16 protein-coding genes are annotated in these 16203 nt (G+C 69.3%); 11 read left to right on the forward strand and 5 right to left on the reverse strand.

What is annotated here, in order from left to right:
- Positions 1 to 25 precede the first annotated feature (25 nt).
- The 4 genes from MKP15_RS06655 to MKP15_RS06670 form a co-directional block, all read right to left on the reverse strand.
- Complete coding sequence (locus MKP15_RS06655) at positions 26 to 2743, reverse strand: TonB-dependent receptor (protein ID WP_240212180.1); 2718 nt, start codon at positions 2741 to 2743, stop codon at positions 26 to 28.
- A 483-nt stretch (positions 2744 to 3226) separates the two neighbouring features.
- The gene (locus tag MKP15_RS06660) at positions 3227 to 4918 is read right to left on the reverse strand and encodes an amidohydrolase (RefSeq protein WP_240212181.1); all 1692 of its coding nucleotides are present in this window, start codon (positions 4916 to 4918) and stop codon (positions 3227 to 3229) included.
- A gap of 99 nt (positions 4919 to 5017) precedes the next feature.
- Entirely contained in the window at positions 5018 to 5704 is a 687-nt protein-coding gene (locus tag MKP15_RS06665; RefSeq protein ID WP_240212182.1) for a glycine zipper 2TM domain-containing protein, read from the reverse strand.
- Positions 5705 to 5808: 104 nt separating this feature from the next.
- Complete coding sequence (locus MKP15_RS06670) at positions 5809 to 6243, reverse strand: OsmC family protein (RefSeq protein ID WP_240212183.1); 435 nt, start codon at positions 6241 to 6243, stop codon at positions 5809 to 5811.
- Positions 6244 to 6570: 327 nt separating this feature from the next.
- Here MKP15_RS06670 and MKP15_RS06675 point away from each other — a divergent pair, with 327 nt between their 5' ends.
- From MKP15_RS06675 to MKP15_RS06685, 3 genes are all read left to right on the forward strand, one after another.
- The gene (locus MKP15_RS06675) at positions 6571 to 6969 is read left to right on the forward strand and encodes an HU family DNA-binding protein (RefSeq protein WP_104940241.1); all 399 of its coding nucleotides are present in this window, start codon (positions 6571 to 6573) and stop codon (positions 6967 to 6969) included.
- 485 nt (positions 6970 to 7454) lie between these two features.
- Entirely contained in the window at positions 7455 to 7760 is a 306-nt protein-coding gene (locus MKP15_RS06680; protein WP_104939359.1) for a DUF3861 family protein, read from the forward strand.
- Positions 7761 to 7853: 93 nt separating this feature from the next.
- A complete protein-coding gene (locus MKP15_RS06685; RefSeq protein ID WP_240212184.1) occupies positions 7854 to 8441 on the forward strand; it encodes a DUF1439 domain-containing protein in 588 nt (195 codons plus the stop codon).
- Between the two features lie 196 nt (positions 8442 to 8637).
- Here the strand turns inward: MKP15_RS06685 and MKP15_RS06690 are convergent, their stop codons facing one another.
- Positions 8638 to 9105, reverse strand: coding sequence for an SET domain-containing protein-lysine N-methyltransferase (locus MKP15_RS06690; RefSeq protein WP_054668746.1), 468 nt, complete (start codon positions 9103 to 9105; stop codon positions 8638 to 8640).
- Between the two features lie 177 nt (positions 9106 to 9282).
- On the opposite strand from MKP15_RS06690, the gene MKP15_RS06695 reads away from it, so the two are divergent.
- From MKP15_RS06695 to MKP15_RS06730, 8 genes are all read left to right on the forward strand, one after another.
- A complete protein-coding gene (locus tag MKP15_RS06695) occupies positions 9283 to 9729 on the forward strand; it encodes an SUF system Fe-S cluster assembly regulator (protein WP_104939361.1) in 447 nt (148 codons plus the stop codon).
- 17 nt (positions 9730 to 9746) lie between these two features.
- On the forward strand, positions 9747 to 11222 hold the full coding sequence (gene sufB, locus MKP15_RS06700; protein ID WP_240212185.1) for a Fe-S cluster assembly protein SufB: 1476 nt from the start codon (positions 9747 to 9749) through the stop codon (positions 11220 to 11222).
- The gene (locus tag MKP15_RS06705) at positions 11219 to 11629 is read left to right on the forward strand and encodes a lysozyme inhibitor LprI family protein (protein ID WP_240212186.1); all 411 of its coding nucleotides are present in this window, start codon (positions 11219 to 11221) and stop codon (positions 11627 to 11629) included. Before sufB ends, MKP15_RS06705 begins: the two co-directional genes overlap by 4 nt.
- Before the next feature lie 39 nt (positions 11630 to 11668).
- Positions 11669 to 12433 (forward strand): Fe-S cluster assembly ATPase SufC, encoded by a 765-nt coding sequence (gene sufC, locus MKP15_RS06710; protein WP_104939364.1) that lies wholly within the window; start codon positions 11669 to 11671, stop codon positions 12431 to 12433.
- On the forward strand, positions 12433 to 13746 hold the full coding sequence (sufD, locus tag MKP15_RS06715; RefSeq protein ID WP_240212187.1) for a Fe-S cluster assembly protein SufD: 1314 nt from the start codon (positions 12433 to 12435) through the stop codon (positions 13744 to 13746). Before sufC ends, sufD begins: the two co-directional genes overlap by 1 nt.
- A complete protein-coding gene (locus MKP15_RS06720; protein WP_240212188.1) occupies positions 13743 to 14999 on the forward strand; it encodes a cysteine desulfurase in 1257 nt (418 codons plus the stop codon). The genes sufD and MKP15_RS06720 overlap by 4 nt, the downstream gene beginning before the upstream one ends.
- Before the next feature lie 99 nt (positions 15000 to 15098).
- Positions 15099 to 15635: a GNAT family N-acetyltransferase gene (locus MKP15_RS06725; protein ID WP_240212189.1), complete on the forward strand. Its 537-nt coding sequence runs from the start codon at positions 15099 to 15101 to the stop codon at positions 15633 to 15635.
- Positions 15632 to 15964 carry a non-heme iron oxygenase ferredoxin subunit gene (locus MKP15_RS06730; protein ID WP_104939367.1) on the forward strand — a complete coding sequence of 111 codons (333 nt, stop codon included), beginning with the start codon at positions 15632 to 15634 and terminating at the stop codon, positions 15962 to 15964. Before MKP15_RS06725 ends, MKP15_RS06730 begins: the two co-directional genes overlap by 4 nt.
- Positions 15965 to 16203 lie beyond the last annotated feature (239 nt).

Consider the following 16203-nt stretch of genomic DNA (forward strand, 5'->3'; position numbering starts at 1 on the left):
CCTTGTCGGTTGGCGGCCGCGCCGCTCAGAACTTCACCCGCACGCCGGCGGTGTAGTAGGCCCCCATCACGTCGTAATAGGGCGAGAACGTCGCGGCGATGGGCGCCTTCTTGTTGAAGACGTTGTTGGCGCTGGCATACAGCTCCACCCTGCCCTCGCCGCCCAGCCGGTAGGCGCCGCCGACGTCGTAGTACACGTAGCTGCCGATCCGGTTGTTGACGATGTTCTGGTTGCGGTCGTAGTCGCCCGCGGACAGGTAGCGCGCGCGTGCGTTGACCGAGAACGCATCGCTGTCGAAGGCGATGCTGGACACCGCGCGCCACTTCGGCACGCCCAGGCCGAACGCGTAGCCCTGCGAGCCCACGTACTCCATGCGCTTGACCCCGTCGTCGGTGCTCAGGCTGTTGACCCAGGTCGCCAGGGTGCGCAGGCGCAGCCGCCCGGGCACGCCGAACAGGCGCGCGTCGCGGCGGTAGGAGGCTTCCAGGTCGACGCCGTCGGTCTTGTACTGGGACAGGTTGGTGTAGGTGGAGACGATGCGGGTGATGTTTCCTGCCGCGTCGCGCTCGACCCGGCTGCACAGTTCGGCATTGCCGGCGGCACAGCGGCTGAGGATGTCCTGCAGCCCGATCGTGGTGATCACGTCCTTGATGTCGATGTTGAAATAGTCCAGCGACAGATCCAACCCTTCGACCGCCCGCGGCGACCAGCTCAGCCCAGCGGTCAGGGTGTCCGCCGTTTCCGGACGCAGCCCCGGGTTGCCGCCACCGTTGCTCAGCGCATACACGGTCTGGTTGTTGGTCGGGTCGGTGACGTAACTCCAGCCGGTGGTGGTGGTGGTGAACAGCTCGCCCAGGTTGGCCGAGCGGATATCGCGGGAACGGGCGATGCGGCCGCGGAAGCCATCGACGAACTCGTTGGTGAAGCCGAGCTTCCACGACCAGATCGAACCGGTGGTGTTGTAGTCGGAGATGCGCGCGGCCGCGCTCAGCGCCAGGTTGTTCAGGCCGGGCACGTCCCTGACCAGCGGCACCAGCACCTCGCCGAAGGCCTCCTTGACGTTGAACGCGCCTTTCATCGCACTGAAGTTGAACGAACGGAAGGCCTTGGCCGCGTCCAGCGCGCCGACACGCTGGTCGATCGCCTCGCGCCGGCCCTCCACGCCGAACGCGACCGAGACCGCGCCTGCCGGGAGTTCCCAGGGCTCGCCGCGCAGGCTCGCACCGAACACGTCCAGCGTGGTCCTGGCGCGCTGCTGCGGGGTGCCGGTCACGTAGTCGATGGCCTCCTGCGACGGCGCGCCTTCGCCGAACACGTTGATCGGCACGCAGTGCAGCGCCGGGTTGCCGAGGCTGACGCGGCATACGGGCTTGCCGGTGGCCGGGTCGATCACCGAATCGATGGCGTTGGCCCATGCCTCGCGCAGGATGAACCCCGGCGTATCGAAGTTCGCCTCGGCCTCGCCATGGCTGTAGTACGCGCTCCAGCGCCAGTCGCCGGCGTAGCCATCCAGGGCGAGCGTGGCCTGCGTGGTCTTGCGCTCGAAATCGATGTGCGGGTAGTTGATGTCGTTGTTGAAGCGGCCGATGTTGATCGTCTCACGCCCTTCGGCCAGCATCACATCGCGTACCTGCTGCGGCAGGAAGGCATTGTCGATCTTGACGGTGAAGCCTTCTCCGCGGTTGTGGTCGCCGAACCAGATGTAGTTGTTGTACATCCGCGAGTGGCGCACTTCGGCGGTCAGGCGCACATCGTCGTTCAGGTCATAACGGCCGCTGGCGAGCACCGAATACCGCTTCTGCGGCGCGCTGAGCGGGCTGTAATCGTCGTTCGACGGCCCCTCGCCACCGCTCATCAGCGCGCCGACAACGCGGCCGTACTGGAAGTCGCGCAGCGAACCATCCGGATTGAATGCCTTGCCCGCCAGCGCGGACGTATCCTCGACACCGCCGGGCAGTTTCCGCGGCAGGATCAGTCCACCGTACGCTGCATCGGAAAAGCCCACGTCGGGCATCAATTCGAGCTGTTTTCCGTTCGAAAGCGTCGACCAGCGACCGGCGCGGCTGCGCGAACTGCGCGGCACGATGCCGTCGTTGTCGAGGAACTCGCCGCCGACCAGGAAATGACCGCGCCCGTCCGCGAAATCCGTGCCCCAGGCCGCCTCGAAGCGCTTTTCCTTGCCGTCGTCGTAGGTGGACTGCCCGGCCTGGGCGCCGGCCTTGAAGCCGACGAAGTCGTGGTCCAGGGTGATGTTGACCACGCCGCCGACCGCACCCGAGCCCCACGCCGCGGAGGCACCACCGGTCACCACGTCGACACTTTTCACGACGATCGACGGGATCGTGTTCAGGTCGTTGTCGCTGGAGATGCGGCGGCCGTCCTGCAGCACCAGGGTGCGCGAGATGCCCAGCCCGCGCAGGTCGACCGGCGCATTGCCGGCACCGGTGTTGGAACCGGTGGTCTGTGGCGAACTGGTCGCGCGGAACTGTGGCAGGTCGTTGAGCGCGGCACCGATGTTGGTGCGCGTGTCGAGTTTCAGCTCTTCGGCGGTGATCGGCAGGGTCGGCGTCGGCGCCACCAGGTCGGGGCGGTCGATACGCGAGGCGGAGACGCTGACCGTGGCGAGATCGCTGACCTTGCGATCGCTGCCTTCTTCCTTGGCCTGGGCATGGACGTCGGCGGAGGCGGCCAGGGTGGCCAGGACGCACAACGTCAGGGGATGAAGCGGGAGTGGCTTGCGCATGTGTTCGTTACCCGGATTCGCGATGACTGTGGGACGCCCGCAGGGGGCGTACCGACAGTGCTAACTCGTGAACGAACAAAGCGCAGTGTCTGGGGGAAGACGAATTTCATTGCGCCTGCAACCGGATTTTCCGGCGGATCGGGCCCAGCGGCCGGCGCAGCGCCGGGGCGCGCAAACGCCCGCCGCATGGGGCGCGACGCCGCCTGGCCGGATTCGACCTGCGGATCCACCGTCTCTCGCAGGGTGAACTGCATCACGCTCGACCACGCGACGAAGAGCGGACGGTTTCTTCCGCAACCGCCGCCGTAGCGGCACATATCAGCCGCGACTGCGCGGATTTTCCACCTGCATGCAACCTGCGCGGCGTGGATGCATGGCCCTCTGGCGCGCGCAGCGTGGCATCCACCGCGGCCTGTCCGTGCGGCGATCCGGTATCGGCGTCACGGTGCGGCCGGGCCACTCCGGCCGCGCCGCACCGCGGGGTCAGCCTTCGCCGGCCGGCGCCGCGGCGGTGTACACCGGCTCGCCATCGACCCAGGTGGACAGCACCTTCAATGCGTCCAGGCGACCGCTGGCCGGATCCAGCGGATCGCGATCGAGCACCACGAAGTCCGCGTGCAGGCCGGCGCGCAGGCGCCCGACCCGGGTCTCGTCATGTCCGGCATACGCCGCGTCGCTGGTGAAGCCACGCAGCGCCTGTTCCGCGCTCAGGCGCTGCTCCGGCTGCCAACCACCCGGCGGGTGGCCATCGCGGTCCTGCCGGGTCACCGCGGCATACAGGCCCAGCCGCGGATCGACCTGCTCGACCGGGAAGTCCGACCCCAGCGCCAGCCGCGCGCCGCTGTGCAGGTAACGCTGCCAGGCATACGCACCCTTGATCCGCTCCGGCCCGACGCGCTGCTCGGCCCAGCCCATGTCCGACGTGGCGTGGGTGGGCTGCATCGAGGCGATCACCCCGAGCCGGGCGAAGCGCGGGATGTCCTCCAGCGCCACCACCTGCGCGTGCTCCACGCGCCAGCGATGGTCGTTGCCCTTGTGTGCGCCCAGCACCTTCTCGTAGGTGTCGAGCACGATGCGGTTGCCGCGGTCGCCGATGGCGTGGGTGGCCACCTGCACCTTGCAGCCATCGGCCTTGCGCACGGCCACCTCGAATTCCTCCGGCGAGGTCATCAGCAGGCCGCGGTTGTGCGGGTCGTCGCTGTAGTCGGCCAGCAGCGCGGCGCCGCGGCTGCCCAGCGCGCCGTCCATGAACAGCTTTACCCCATGCATCTGCAGGCGCCCGCCCGGATGGGTGTAGCGCCCGTTGGCGCACAGGTCATCGAGCGCCGCGTTGTTGCCATCGGCGTAGGCGTCGATGCGCAGCGGCAATCTGCCCTGGTCGGCCAGCCGCTTCATCACCGCCAGGTCGCCGCGCGACACGCCCATGTCGTGCACGCCGGTCAGGCCGTTGCTGACCGCCAGTTGCAGTGCGGCCTGCAGGCGCTTTTCGCGCACCGCCGCGTCAGGCGCCGGGATGTGCGCGCTGACCAGCGCCGACGCAGCGTCCACCAGCACCCCGGCCGGCTTGCCGGCGGCATCGCGCAGGATGCGCCCGCCCTCGGGTTGCCAGTCGCCGGACAGCGACCTGCCCGCCTTCTCCGCGATCCGCAGCGCGGCGCTGTTGGCCCAGCCGGCGTGGCCGTCGACACGTTCCAGGTACACCGGTCGTTCGGGGAACGCGGCGTCCAGGTCGGCGGCGGTCGGGAACGCGGTATCGTCCCAGCGGTTCTGGTCCCAACCGGCGCCAAGCAGCCACTCGCCCGGCGCCAGCGTCTTCTCGAACGCGCGCAGCCGCTCGACCACGTCGGCACGGCTGCGCGCGCCATTGAGATCGGCCTGCGCCAGGGTGTTGCCAAGGCCGACCAAGTGCGCGTGCGCGTCGATCAGGCCCGGCACCACCGTGGCCTTGCCGACATCGACCCGCGTGGCCTGCGGATAGCGCTGCAGCAGCGCGGTGCGTTCGCCCACCGCCAGCAGGCGGCCGTCGTCCGTGTCCCAGGCCAGCGCGCTGGCGGACGGCTGCTGCGGATCGCCGGTGCGGATGGTGTCGGCGAGCAGCAGCCGGACCCCGGCCGCGACCGGCGCGACATGCAGGCAGGGAAGCAGGATGGCGAGACAGGCGGCGGTACGGCGCATGCGGGGACACTCCTGGCCAACGGGAACGGCGACTATGCCGTCATCGGCCAGGCGTGACAACGAACCGCGTGCGCCGTCGGGCGCGGCGAAGGGCGCGGATCAATCGGCGCTGACGTCCACCCGCACCCGGATGCGCTCGCCCGGGTGGTAATCGCGGCGGGTGTGGTATTCGCGGCCGGCATACTCGTAGGTGACGTCGTAACCGGCCACGCGCTCGCTCTCGTAGCCGTAGCCCTCCCGCTGCGGCTCGCACACGCGCACGTCCGAGCGGCGGTAGACCGGGCGGTTGTTGGCATCGTAGATCGCGCGCCCGGCGGCACCGCCGGCCACGGTGCCGATCGCGGTGCCCAGGTAGCGACCATCGCCGCCGCCGATGCGGCTGCCGATGATGGCGCCGGCCAGGCCGCCGATCACCGTTGCCACCTGGCGCCCGCCATCGCTGCCCTGGCGATAGCCGCCATCGTGCCCGTCGCCATAGTCGCGGATATCGCCACGCTCGCGGCGGTAGCCGTCGGCGTCGTACACGTAATCGCCATCGCTGCGCTCGTAACAGGCGCCCTGGCGGCCGCCGCCGTCGACGATGATCGGATCCACCCGCACCACCCGGGCATAGTCGTAGACCGGGCCGTTGTCGTCGCGGTCGTAACGGCCATCATCGTCGCGCCACTGGCCGCTGCTGCCCGGGTAGGGGCGATAGCTGTCGTCGTCGTAGCGCTGCGCCGAGGCGGTGAACGCCAGCAGGCAACCAAAGACCAGGACACCTGCAACAGGCAATGATCGGGACATGGCGGCCGCACCGGCGTGGGAGATGGACGGATGCTCCGGCGCGGCGCGTGAAACGGCCCTGAACCGGAACGCCGGGGCGGTTGCGCACCGCCCCGGCCGACGGGTCAGGAGGCGAACTCGGTTTCCAGGCTGATCGGCACCGCGCTGAGCGCCTTGGACACCGGGCAGTTCTGCTTGGCGTCGTCGGCCACCGCGCGGAACTTCACTTCGTCCATGCCGGGCACCACCGCCTTCACCCTGAGGCGGATGCGCGACAGCTGCGGCCCGCCCTCCATCGACAGGTCGACATCGGCGCGGGTGTCGAGCGAGCGCGGCGGGAAACCGGCTTCGGTCAGTTTTGCCGACAGCGCCATGGTGAAGCAGCCGGCGTGCGCGGCGGCGATCAGCTCTTCGGGATTGGTGCCCTTCTCGTCGCCGAAGCGGCTGGAAAACGCGTAGCGGGTGTTGTCCATCAGGCCGCTCTGCGGCGTGCTCAGCCGCCCCTGCCCGCTCTTGAGGTCACCTTCCCAGTGCGCGGTGGCGTGACGCGAAATACCCATGGCAAGTCTCCTGTGCATGCGTTGAAGGTGGCCCCAGCCTAGGCGAGCGTTCGTTAGCGCCTTGTGCGCCGCGGCGGCATCGCCCCGCGCGCCGGCCAGCGCTGCCGGCCGCGCCCATGCCCGCCGCCATTACCGGCATGCCCCCCCGCGTTTGCCGTGCATTTTCCCGCCGCCGTCGCCCCGCGCCGTGGCAAAAGGGCGGCTGGATGCAATTTTTATGGGGTTTTTGTGCCCCGGCCTATTGGCGATGCACCGCGCATGCCCTACATTTCGCTTGCCGACGGGGTCGGCACGACCAACAACCATCCGCTCACGGAACAGGAAACCATGGCAAAGACCGCTAAGAAGGCTGCCCCGAAGAAGGCAGCGAAGAAAGTCGCTACGAAGGCAGCCGCCAAGCCGGCCGCTCCCAAGCCGATCAAGGAAGCCCTGACCAAGTCGGGTCTGGTTGCACACCTGGCCGAGGCGACCAGCGTCGCCGCCAAGGATGTCCGTTCCGTCCTGGCCGCGCTGGAAGGCGCCGTTGCCGCATCGGTCAACAAGAAGGGCGCTGGCAGCTTCACCCTGCCGGGCCTGCTGAAGATCACCACCGTGAGCGTGCCGGCCAAGCCGAAGCGCAAGGGCATCAACCCGTTCACCAAGGAAGAGCAGTGGTTCGCCGCCAAGCCGGCTTCCACCAAGATCAAGGTGCGCCCGCTCAAGAAGCTCAAGGACGCCGCGATCTGATCCGCGCGCCCTGGGCGAAACAACGGGACGGCCATGCCGTCCCGTTTTTTTTGCGCCGTGCACGGCGCTTCCCGGGTCATCGACGGGCAACGCCGGAATCGTCCCGGCGCCCGCCTGCAAGGCGTCTGCGCCAACCCGCACGGATGCGCGGAGGGAATATCCAGCCACCGCGCGCAAGCGCCGCCATCACCACGGTGCGTTGTCGGAACGGCTGCAATCGGCGGGCGCCGACATGCACCGGGAGCAGCCGGCGGTTCGAAAGCACGGGACCCGCCCCCCAACGGACGCTATGGCCGGCACCGTGGACCGGTGCGCCACGCGGCCTGCGGCACGCCCGCCAGCGATGGCCACAGGGCGCCCGCCGGCACGGCCCGCTGCCCTGCGCGGCGGCCTGCACTGGAACACAGCGTCATGGGCTGGCGCCTCGCCCCGGCCGCGCGCCGGGCCTATGGTGGTCGCCAAGCCACACGACCCCACGCCACACCATGTCCAGCAGCAAGCACCGTTACCGCATCACCGTCACGCCGATCGAAGCCGATGGCCTGCAGTGCAGCGGCCGTTGCACCATCGAGTTCGAGCAGCGCAGCCCGCGCGACTGGATGCGCGAACTGGAGGAGGCCCAGCGGCAGCGGCGCCTGTCCTGCAACGAAGCCGCCGGCGTCGTGGTCGCCACCGGGCTGCTGGAAGCGCTGGCCGCGGCCGCGCGCGGCGACGGCCACCCGCTGGCCACGCTGCAGCCGGAACTGGACGGACTGATCGCGCGGCTGCGTGCACTGCGCCCGGCGCAGTGACCGCGGCGACGCCGGCGCCAGCGCGCTAACCGGCCATTCACCGTTTCCGGGTATCGTGCGTCGCTTCCCGCCGCACTCTCACAGGCCGATACGATGAACCTCCGCACCCTGTTGCTGCCCGCCGTCGCCTGCGTGGTCCTGGCCACCAGCGCCCATGCCGCGCCGCAGGTCAGCGGCCGCCGGCTCCTGGTCGACGCGGCCGACGTGCAGCACTACCTGGACGGCAGTTTCCCGCGGTCGCAGAAGGCACTGGGCGGGCTGCTGGCGATGACCGTCAGCCAGCCGCGGCTCACCCTGCCCGCGGGCAGCCGCCTGAACCTGCAGTTCGACCTGGCCATGGCCGCCGCCGGCGGCGCGCCGATGCCGGTGGGCAACGTACAGCTCAGCAGCGGCCTGCGCTACGACGCGCAGACCCGTGGCTTCCACCTCGAGCAGCCGACCGTCGACGCGTTCCGCCCGACCATGGCCGGGGCCGAACTCGACGCCGGCACCCGCGGCCTGCTCAACACCTGGCTGGCCGACTACGCGCGCCGCGAGCCGATCTACCGCATCGAACCGGCCATCGCCAACGTGATGGGTGCGCTGCAGGTGAAGTCGGTGGGTATCGAAAACGGCCGCATCGCGGTGGATTTCAACCAGAACCTGGGCACGCTGCTGCCGCAGGGGCTGCTGGGCAACTGAGGTTCCTTGCGCAGCGATGACGCGAGGCGCCACGAAACAGATGGCCGTGGATGCGCGGCTTGCCCCGCCTGGAGCTCCCCGGGGAAGTCCAGTGCCGGGCAAGCCCGGCACCTGCGGACCAGCGGGCAGTTCCACCTGCCGCGAACGAAGAAGGCCGCCGAAGCGGCCTTCTTCATGTCCAGTCACCCGCTGCCGCTCAGCGCTTGGGCTGCAGCATGGTGCCGGTGCACTTGGGCGAGCCGCAGCGGCACTCCCAGATCTTCTTCAGCCGCGGGGTGTGGCGCTCGGCCAGGGTGATGCCGTAGTTGTAGGTCAGCTCCTCGCCCGGACGGATCGCGCGGATCGCCTCGATGAACACCTTGTCGGCGGTGCGGTCGTCGCCCTCGGCCTCTTCGATCAGCGCCTCGCAGTTGGGGTCGCAGCTGTGGTTGATCCAGCGCGCGTCGTTGCCCTTGTAGCTGGCATCGATGACGTAATCGTCGTTGAGCGTGAACAGGAAGGTATGCCCGCTTTCCACGTCGCCCGCATCGTCGGCGTCCACCTCGGCGTGGGTCCGGCGCAGCCCCTTGTACTCGATGATGCGCTCGCCCTTGGCGATGGCCGCCAGCGCGAACACGCCATTGCCGTGGATGGTGGATTTGCGCGCCTGGATCTTCTTGGGCATGTACATGGCCGGGAAACGATGGGAAGGGGGATTCTCGCGCAGTCGCGCAGGCTTCCCAAGCCCGGGACGCCACAAGGCGGCCGCTTGACCTGCATCAACGCGGCGGCCGGCGGTCGATTTGAGGCCCCGCGCACAAAAGCGTACAATTTCGGTCCACATTGACTCCCCCGCCTTCGCATGCTCCGCGTCACCAAGCTCACCGATTACGCCAGCGTCGTCATGACCGTGCTCGCCACGCGGCCGGACGAGGTCTTGAGCGCGACCGAGCTGGCCGAGGCCGCCGGGCTCGAACCGCCCACGGTCAGCAAGCTGCTCAAGCCGCTGGCGCAGGCCGGGCTGGTCGAAGGCCTGCGCGGCGTGCGCGGCGGCTACCGCCTGACCCGCCCGGCCACCGAGATCAGCCTGATCGAGATCGTCGAGGCGATGGAAGGCCCGCTGGCGATCACCGAATGCAGCCAGGGCGAGAGCCAGTGCGGCATCGCGCGCCAGTGCGGGGTGCGTTCCAACTGGCGGCTGATCAACGACGTGGTCGCCGATGCCCTGCGCGGGGTCACCTTGGCGCAGATGCTGCACCCCCTCCCACTTGCTGATCGCCGGCGCATCGACGTCAGCATCGTTTCCTGAATTCCGTAGGCAGCCTCATGGCCACCGAGACCATCGACAACGTCGGCAGCGCCGACACCCCCAACCGCGAGATCCACGAACAGCTGGGCCGCAAGTACGCGGCCGGCTTCGTCACCGACATCGAGTCCGAGTCGTTCCCGCCAGGCCTGGACGAGGACATCATCCGCGCCCTGTCGGCCAAGAAGGACGAGCCGGAATGGATGACGCAGTGGCGCCTGGACGCCTACCGCCATTTCCTGACCATGCGCCAGCCGGACTGGGCCAAGCTGCAGATCGGCCCGATCGACCTGCAGGCGCTGAGCTATTACTCCGCGCCCAAGGGCCCCAAGTACAAGTCGCTGGACGAAGTCCCCAAGGAACTGCTGGACACCTACGACAAGCTCGGCGTGCCGCTGCATGAGCGCGCCAGGCTGGCCGGCGTGGCGGTCGACGCGGTGTTCGACTCGGTCTCGGTGGGCACCACGTTCCGCAAGGAACTGGCCGACAAGGGCGTGATCTTCTGCTCGATCTCCGAAGCCATCCGCGAGCACCCCGAACTGGTCCGCCAGTACCTGGGCTCGGTGGTGCCGGTGGGCGACAACTATTTCGCCGCGCTCAACTCGGCGGTGTTCTCCGACGGCAGCTTCGTGTTCGTGCCCAAGGGCGTGCGCTGCCCGATGGAGCTGAGCACCTATTTCCGCATCAACGCCAACAATACCGGCCAGTTCGAACGCACGCTGATCATCTGCGAGGACAGGGGCCACGTCTCCTACCTGGAAGGCTGCACCGCGCCGATGCGCGACGAGAACCAGCTGCACGCCGCGGTGGTGGAACTGGTGGCGCTGGAAGACGCGGAGATCAAGTACTCCACCGTGCAGAACTGGTACCCGGGCGACGAGAACGGCGTCGGCGGCATCTACAACTTCGTCACCAAGCGCGCCGAATGCCGCGGTGCCCGTTCCAAGGTCACCTGGACCCAGGTGGAGACCGGTTCGGCGATCACCTGGAAGTACCCTTCGTGCGTGCTGCTGGGCGACGACTCGGTGGGCGAGTTCCACTCGGTGGCACTGACCCACCACCGCCAGCAGGCCGACACCGGCACCAAGATGATCCACGTCGGCAAGCGCACCAAGAGCAAGATCGTGTCCAAGGGCATCAGCGCCGGCCGTGGCCAGAACACCTACCGCGGCCTGGTCAAGGTCGCCGCCAGCGCCGACGGCGCGCGCAACTACACCCAGTGCGACTCGCTGCTGATCGGCAAGAAATGCGGCGCGCATACCTTCCCCTATATCGAGGTGAAGAATCCCGGCGCCACCGTCGAGCACGAGGCCACCACCTCCAAGATCTCCGACGACCAGCTGTTCTACTGCCGCGCGCGCGGCATCGACCAGGAGAACGCGGTGTCGATGATCGTCGACGGCTTCTGCAAGCAGGTGTTCAAGGAGCTGCCGATGGAGTTCGCCGTGGAGGCCAAGAAGCTGCTGGAAGTGTCGCTGGAAGGCTCGGTCGGATGAGTCGCCTGCCCCTGCTCCTGCTGGCATTGCTGCCGGCCGCTGCCTCGGCCGCGTCGCCGGGCAAGGCCTGCGACGGTGCCCGCACCCAGCTGGACATCAACGAATGCGCCGCGCGTGAAGCCGACGCCAGCGATGCCGAGCTCAACGCCGTGTACCGGCAGGTGATGCAGAAGCTGCAGGGCCAGCCGGTGGCCATCGCCAGGCTGCGCGACGCCCAGCGCCTGTGGATCCAGCTGCGCGACGCCGACATCCAGGCACGCTACCCGGTGGGCAAGGACGAGAACCCGCGCGTCCTGTACGGCTCGATGTACCCGATGCTGTATTCGGCCAACAAGGCCGAGCTCACCCGGCAGCGCACCGGCTGGCTGCGCGCCACCTTCCTCGATCGCGCCGAAGGCGAGCTCTGATCGCCCTGCCCCACATTCAAATTTGAAGACCGCACCCTCATGTTGAAGATCGAAAACCTCCACGCAAGCATCGCCGGCAAGGAAATCCTCAAGGGCCTGTCGCTGGACGTGAAGCCTGGCGAAGTCCACGCCATCATGGGCCCGAACGGCGCCGGCAAGTCCACGCTGGGCAATGTGCTGTCCGGCCGCGATGGCTATGAGGTCACCGCGGGCAGCGTGCGCTTCGAGGGCAACGACCTGCTGGAGCTGGAGCCGGAGGCGCGCGCCGCCGCCGGCCTGTTCCTGGCGTTCCAGTACCCGGTGGAGATCCCGGGCGTGAACAACACCTATTTCCTGCGCGCCGCGCTCAACGCCCAGCGCAAGGCGCGCGGCGAGGAAGAACTCGATTCGATGCAGTTCCTCAAGCTGGTGCGGCAGAAGCTGGCCGTGCTGCACCTGAAGGACGAGCTGCTGCACCGCGGCGTCAACGAAGGCTTCTCCGGCGGCGAGAAGAAGCGCAACGAGATCTTCCAGCTGGCGGTGCTGGAGCCGAAGCTGGCGATCCTGGACGAGACCGACTCGGGGCTGGACATCGACGCGCTCAAGAGCGTGGCCGACGGCGTCAACGCGCTGCGCTCGCCCGAGCGCTCGTTCCTGGTCATCACCCACTACCAGCGCCTGCTCGACTACATCAAGCCGGACGTGGTGCACGTGCTGGCCGATGGCCGCATCGTCAAGAGTGGCGGCCCGGCGCTGGCGCTGGAACTGGAAGCGCACGGCTACGACTTCCTCAAGGACCGCGTGGTGCGCGAGGCGGCCAAGTAATGAGCCCGCTCCTGCAATCGCTGGCCGCCGCGTTCTGCGGCAACGACGAGCGTCGTACCGCGCTCGATGCCGCGCTGCGCAGCGGCCTGCCCGCCGCGCGCAGCGAAGCCTGGAAGTACACCTCGCTGCGCCAGCTCGAACGCCGCAGCTTCGGTGCCGCGCCGCTGCAGGCGCCGGCCATCGACGCCGCACTGCTGGCCGCCATCCCGGCGCCGCGGCTGGTCTTCGTCAACGGTCGCCCCAGCGACGCCCACAGCGACCTGTCAGGGCTGGACACCGGCGTCCAGGTGCGCACGCTGTCGGCGGTACGCCGCGACGAGCCGCTGGCCGCCGGCTTCCTGGGCCGCCGCTTCGACCGCGCCGAGGAGGTGTTCGCCCAGCTCAACGCCGCGCTCGCCGACGAGGGCGTGCTGGTGCAGGTGGCCGAGGGCATCGCCGCGACGACGCCGTTGCACCTGGTGTTCGTCAGCGCGCCACTGGCCGCCGCGCACGCCGATGCCACGACCGCGGCCGCCGCCGCGACCCGGGACGCGACCGACATCGCCTGGCATCACCGGCACCTGGTCGAACTGCGCCGTGGCGCGTCGCTGGACCTGGTCGAACACCACCTGCAGGCCGGCGACAGCGCGCACCTGGACAACACCCTGGTGCATGTCCACCTGGCGCAGGGCGCGCGGCTCGCGCATGCCCGCGTGCAGGCCGACAGCGCGCGCGCCACCGCGCTGCTGCGCACCGACGCGGTGCTGGCGCGCGATGCGGAGTACCGCCGCATCGACCTGGAACTGGGCGCCGCGCTGAGCCGCCATGAACTCAACGTGCGGCTGGAAGGCGACAACGCCCTGCTGGTCGCCAATGGCGTGCTGCTGGGAACCGGCCGCCGCCACATCGACACCCGCCTGGGCATCGAGCACATCGCCCGCGACACCCGCGCCGAGCTGCTGTGGCGGGGCGTGGCGGCCAACCGCAGCCGGGTCGTGTTCCACGGCGGCATTCATATCCGCGAGGGCGCCGACGGCACCGACGCCAACCTGTCCAACAAGAACCTGCTGCTGTCCGCCGACGCCGAGATCGATACCCAGCCCACGCTGGTGATCGACGCCGACGAGGTCAAGGCCGCGCACGGCGCCACCGTCGGCCAGCTCGACGCCAACGCGCTGTTCTACCTGCGCTCGCGCGGGGTGCCGGCCGAGCAGGCGCGCGCCATGCTCAGCACCGCGTTCTGCCACGAGCCGCTGGCCGCCGTGGACGACACCCTCACCGGGCAGCTGGTCCAGCACCTGGGCCAGGCACTGCACCAGGCAGGCATGGCATGAACCTTTCCTCCCCGCGCCCCCTCCCCGACACCGGCAGCGCCCCCGACTGGGAGCGCGTGCGTACCGACTTCCCGCTGCTGATGCGCGAGGTCAACGGCAAGCCGCTGGTGTACTTCGACAACGCCAACACCGCGCAGAAGCCGCTGCCGGTGATCGGCGCGGTCGATGAGTTCTACCGCCGCTACAACGCCAACGTCAGCCGCGCGGTGCACGCGCTGGGGACCGAGGCCACCGACGCCTACGAAGGCGCGCGCACCAAGCTGGCGCGCTTCCTCAACGTGCGCGCCAACGAGCTGGTGCTGTGCAGCGGCACCACCTTCGCCATCAACCTGGTGGCCTACTCGTGGGCGCTGCCGCGGCTGAAGGCCGGCGACGTGATCCTGGTCTCGCGCATGGAGCACCACGCCAACATCGTGCCGTGGCAGCTGGTCGCCGAACGCACCGGCGCCCGCATCCGCGTGGCCGAGATCAACCCGGACGGCAGCCTGGACATGGACGCGCTGCACGCGGCGATGACCGCGGACGTGAAGCTGCTGGCGCTGACCCACGTCTCCAACGTACTGGGCACGGTCAACCCGGTGCGCGAGATCTGCCGCGAAGCGCGCCGGCGCGGCATCGTCAGCGTCATCGACGGCTCGCAGGCCGCGCCGCACCTGGCGCTGGACGTCGCCGCCATCGGCTGCGATTTCTACGCCGTCACCGGCCACAAGATGTGCGGCCCCACCGGCACCGGCGCGCTGTGGGCGCGCCGCGAGCTGCTGCAGGAGATGCCGCCGTTCCTGGGCGGCGGCGAGATGATCAAGGAGGTCAGCTTCGACGGCACGGTGTTCAACGACGCGCCGCACAAGTTCGAGGCGGGCACCCCCAACATTGCCGGCTTCGTCGGCCTTGGCGCGGCGGTCGACTACCTGGACGGCCTCGGCCGCGACCACATCGCCGCCCGCGAACAGCAACTGCTGGCGCACTTCACCGAGGAACTGCAGCGGGTGGACGGCGTGCGCATCTTCGGCACCGCGCCGCACAAGGCGGCGGTGGTCTCGTTCCTGGTCGAAGGCGCGCATGCGCACGACCTGGCCACCCTGCTCGACCTGCAGGGCGTGGCGGTACGCTCCGGCCAGCATTGCGCGCATCCGTTGCTGCAGTACTACGGGGTGGCCGCGACCTGCCGTGCCTCGCTGGCGTTCTACAACACGCACGCGGAGATCGAGGCGTTCATGGCCGCGCTGAAGAAGGTGCGCGCCCTGTTGGGCTGAGCGTGGAGGCGGGGCATGCCCCGCCCGCGGCGTTGCCGTCACGGCATGCACGGCAGGCCCCGCATCTACAAGGAAATCCGGCATCGCTACAATGCGGCGATGGATACCCTCACCTTCCGCAGCGCCACCCCGGACGACATTCCGGCCCTGATCGAACTGGTCACCTCGGCCTATCGGGGCGACGCCTCGCGCGTGGGCTGGACCACCGAAGCCGATCTCCTCGACGGCCAGCGGGTGGACGCCGCGGGCCTGCTGGCCGACATCCAGCGGCCGCGCAGCGTGATCCTGCTGGCCGAACAGGGCGGGCGGCTGCTGGCCTGCTGCCACGTCGCCGACGAGGACGGTCATGGCTACTTCGGCATGTTCGCGGTCAGCCCCGCGGCGCAGGGCGGCGGGGTCGGCAAACAGGTCATGCAGCATGCCGAGCGGCTTGTCGCGGCGCAGTGGGGGCTGCCGACCATGCAGATGACCGTGATCGACTGCCGCGACGAACTGATCGCCTTCTACGAGCGCCGCGGCTATGCCCGCACCGGCATCAAGAAGCCGTTCCCGTACGGCGACGCGCGCTTCGGCCTGCCCAAACGCGACGATCTGCGCTTCGAAGTCCTGGAGAAGCGACTGGAGCCGGCGGCATGAGCGCGACCTGGACCTATGTCTGCGCCAGCGATGAGCTGCTGCCGGGCGAGATGAAGACCGCGTTCGACGAGGTGACCGGCGCGCCGATCGTCGTGTTCAACCTGGACGGCGAACTGTACGCGCTGGAAGACCAGTGCACGCACGAGGAGTTCGAGCTGTCCTCGGGCAGCATCGACCCGGTCGAGGGCAGCATCGAGTGCGTCCTGCATGGCGCCCGTTTCGATGTCCGCGACGGCCGCGCCCTGTGCGCCCCGGCCTATACCCCGGTGCCCAAGTTCCCGGTCAAGCGCGAGAACGGCGGCATCTGGGCCCGCGACGACCGCGACTGACCCAGCCGGCACGGCGCCGGCCGGGGCGCCGCGCATGCGTGTGGACATGCGAATCATTATCGTTTAATTTACCGTTATGCATGCCGCCCGCCCCCGCCCGCGCGGCTCCCGCGACGGAGCCCCGCCCTGCCTGCCGACCGTTCCGGTGCGGCGGTACTGGCACCTGTGGCTGCTGGCATGCGGCTTTCTCGCCACCTGCCTGGTGGCGGCGCTGGCCCCTGCGGCCCATGCCGCCGCAT

The organism is Stenotrophomonas sp. Y6 (assembly GCF_022436665.1).
GTDB classification, from domain to species: Bacteria; Pseudomonadota; Gammaproteobacteria; order Xanthomonadales; family Xanthomonadaceae; genus Stenotrophomonas; species Stenotrophomonas acidaminiphila_A.

What these genes read in the sequence shown, in the direction of transcription:
- MKP15_RS06730 (WP_104939367.1), top strand. Translation starts at nt 15,632, where the DNA reads ATGAGCGCGACCTGGACCTATGTCTGCGCCAGCGATGAGCTGCTGCCG.
- MKP15_RS06720 (WP_240212188.1), top strand. Translation starts at nt 13,743, where the DNA reads ATGAACCTTTCCTCCCCGCGCCCCCTCCCCGACACCGGCAGCGCCCCC.
- MKP15_RS06690 (WP_054668746.1), bottom strand. Translation starts at nt 9,105, where the DNA reads ATGCCCAAGAAGATCCAGGCGCGCAAATCCACCATCCACGGCAATGGC.
- MKP15_RS06680 (WP_104939359.1), top strand. Translation starts at nt 7,455, where the DNA reads ATGTCCAGCAGCAAGCACCGTTACCGCATCACCGTCACGCCGATCGAA.
- sufC (WP_104939364.1), top strand. Translation starts at nt 11,669, where the DNA reads ATGTTGAAGATCGAAAACCTCCACGCAAGCATCGCCGGCAAGGAAATC.
- MKP15_RS06655 (WP_240212180.1), bottom strand. Translation starts at nt 2,743, where the DNA reads ATGCGCAAGCCACTCCCGCTTCATCCCCTGACGTTGTGCGTCCTGGCC.
- MKP15_RS06705 (WP_240212186.1), top strand. Translation starts at nt 11,219, where the DNA reads ATGAGTCGCCTGCCCCTGCTCCTGCTGGCATTGCTGCCGGCCGCTGCC.
- MKP15_RS06675 (WP_104940241.1), top strand. Translation starts at nt 6,571, where the DNA reads ATGGCAAAGACCGCTAAGAAGGCTGCCCCGAAGAAGGCAGCGAAGAAA.
- MKP15_RS06665 (WP_240212182.1), bottom strand. Translation starts at nt 5,704, where the DNA reads ATGTCCCGATCATTGCCTGTTGCAGGTGTCCTGGTCTTTGGTTGCCTG.
- sufD (WP_240212187.1), top strand. Translation starts at nt 12,433, where the DNA reads ATGAGCCCGCTCCTGCAATCGCTGGCCGCCGCGTTCTGCGGCAACGAC.
- MKP15_RS06725 (WP_240212189.1), top strand. Translation starts at nt 15,099, where the DNA reads ATGGATACCCTCACCTTCCGCAGCGCCACCCCGGACGACATTCCGGCC.
- MKP15_RS06685 (WP_240212184.1), top strand. Translation starts at nt 7,854, where the DNA reads ATGAACCTCCGCACCCTGTTGCTGCCCGCCGTCGCCTGCGTGGTCCTG.
- sufB (WP_240212185.1), top strand. Translation starts at nt 9,747, where the DNA reads ATGGCCACCGAGACCATCGACAACGTCGGCAGCGCCGACACCCCCAAC.
- MKP15_RS06660 (WP_240212181.1), bottom strand. Translation starts at nt 4,918, where the DNA reads ATGCGCCGTACCGCCGCCTGTCTCGCCATCCTGCTTCCCTGCCTGCAT.
- MKP15_RS06695 (WP_104939361.1), top strand. Translation starts at nt 9,283, where the DNA reads ATGCTCCGCGTCACCAAGCTCACCGATTACGCCAGCGTCGTCATGACC.
- MKP15_RS06670 (WP_240212183.1), bottom strand. Translation starts at nt 6,243, where the DNA reads ATGGGTATTTCGCGTCACGCCACCGCGCACTGGGAAGGTGACCTCAAG.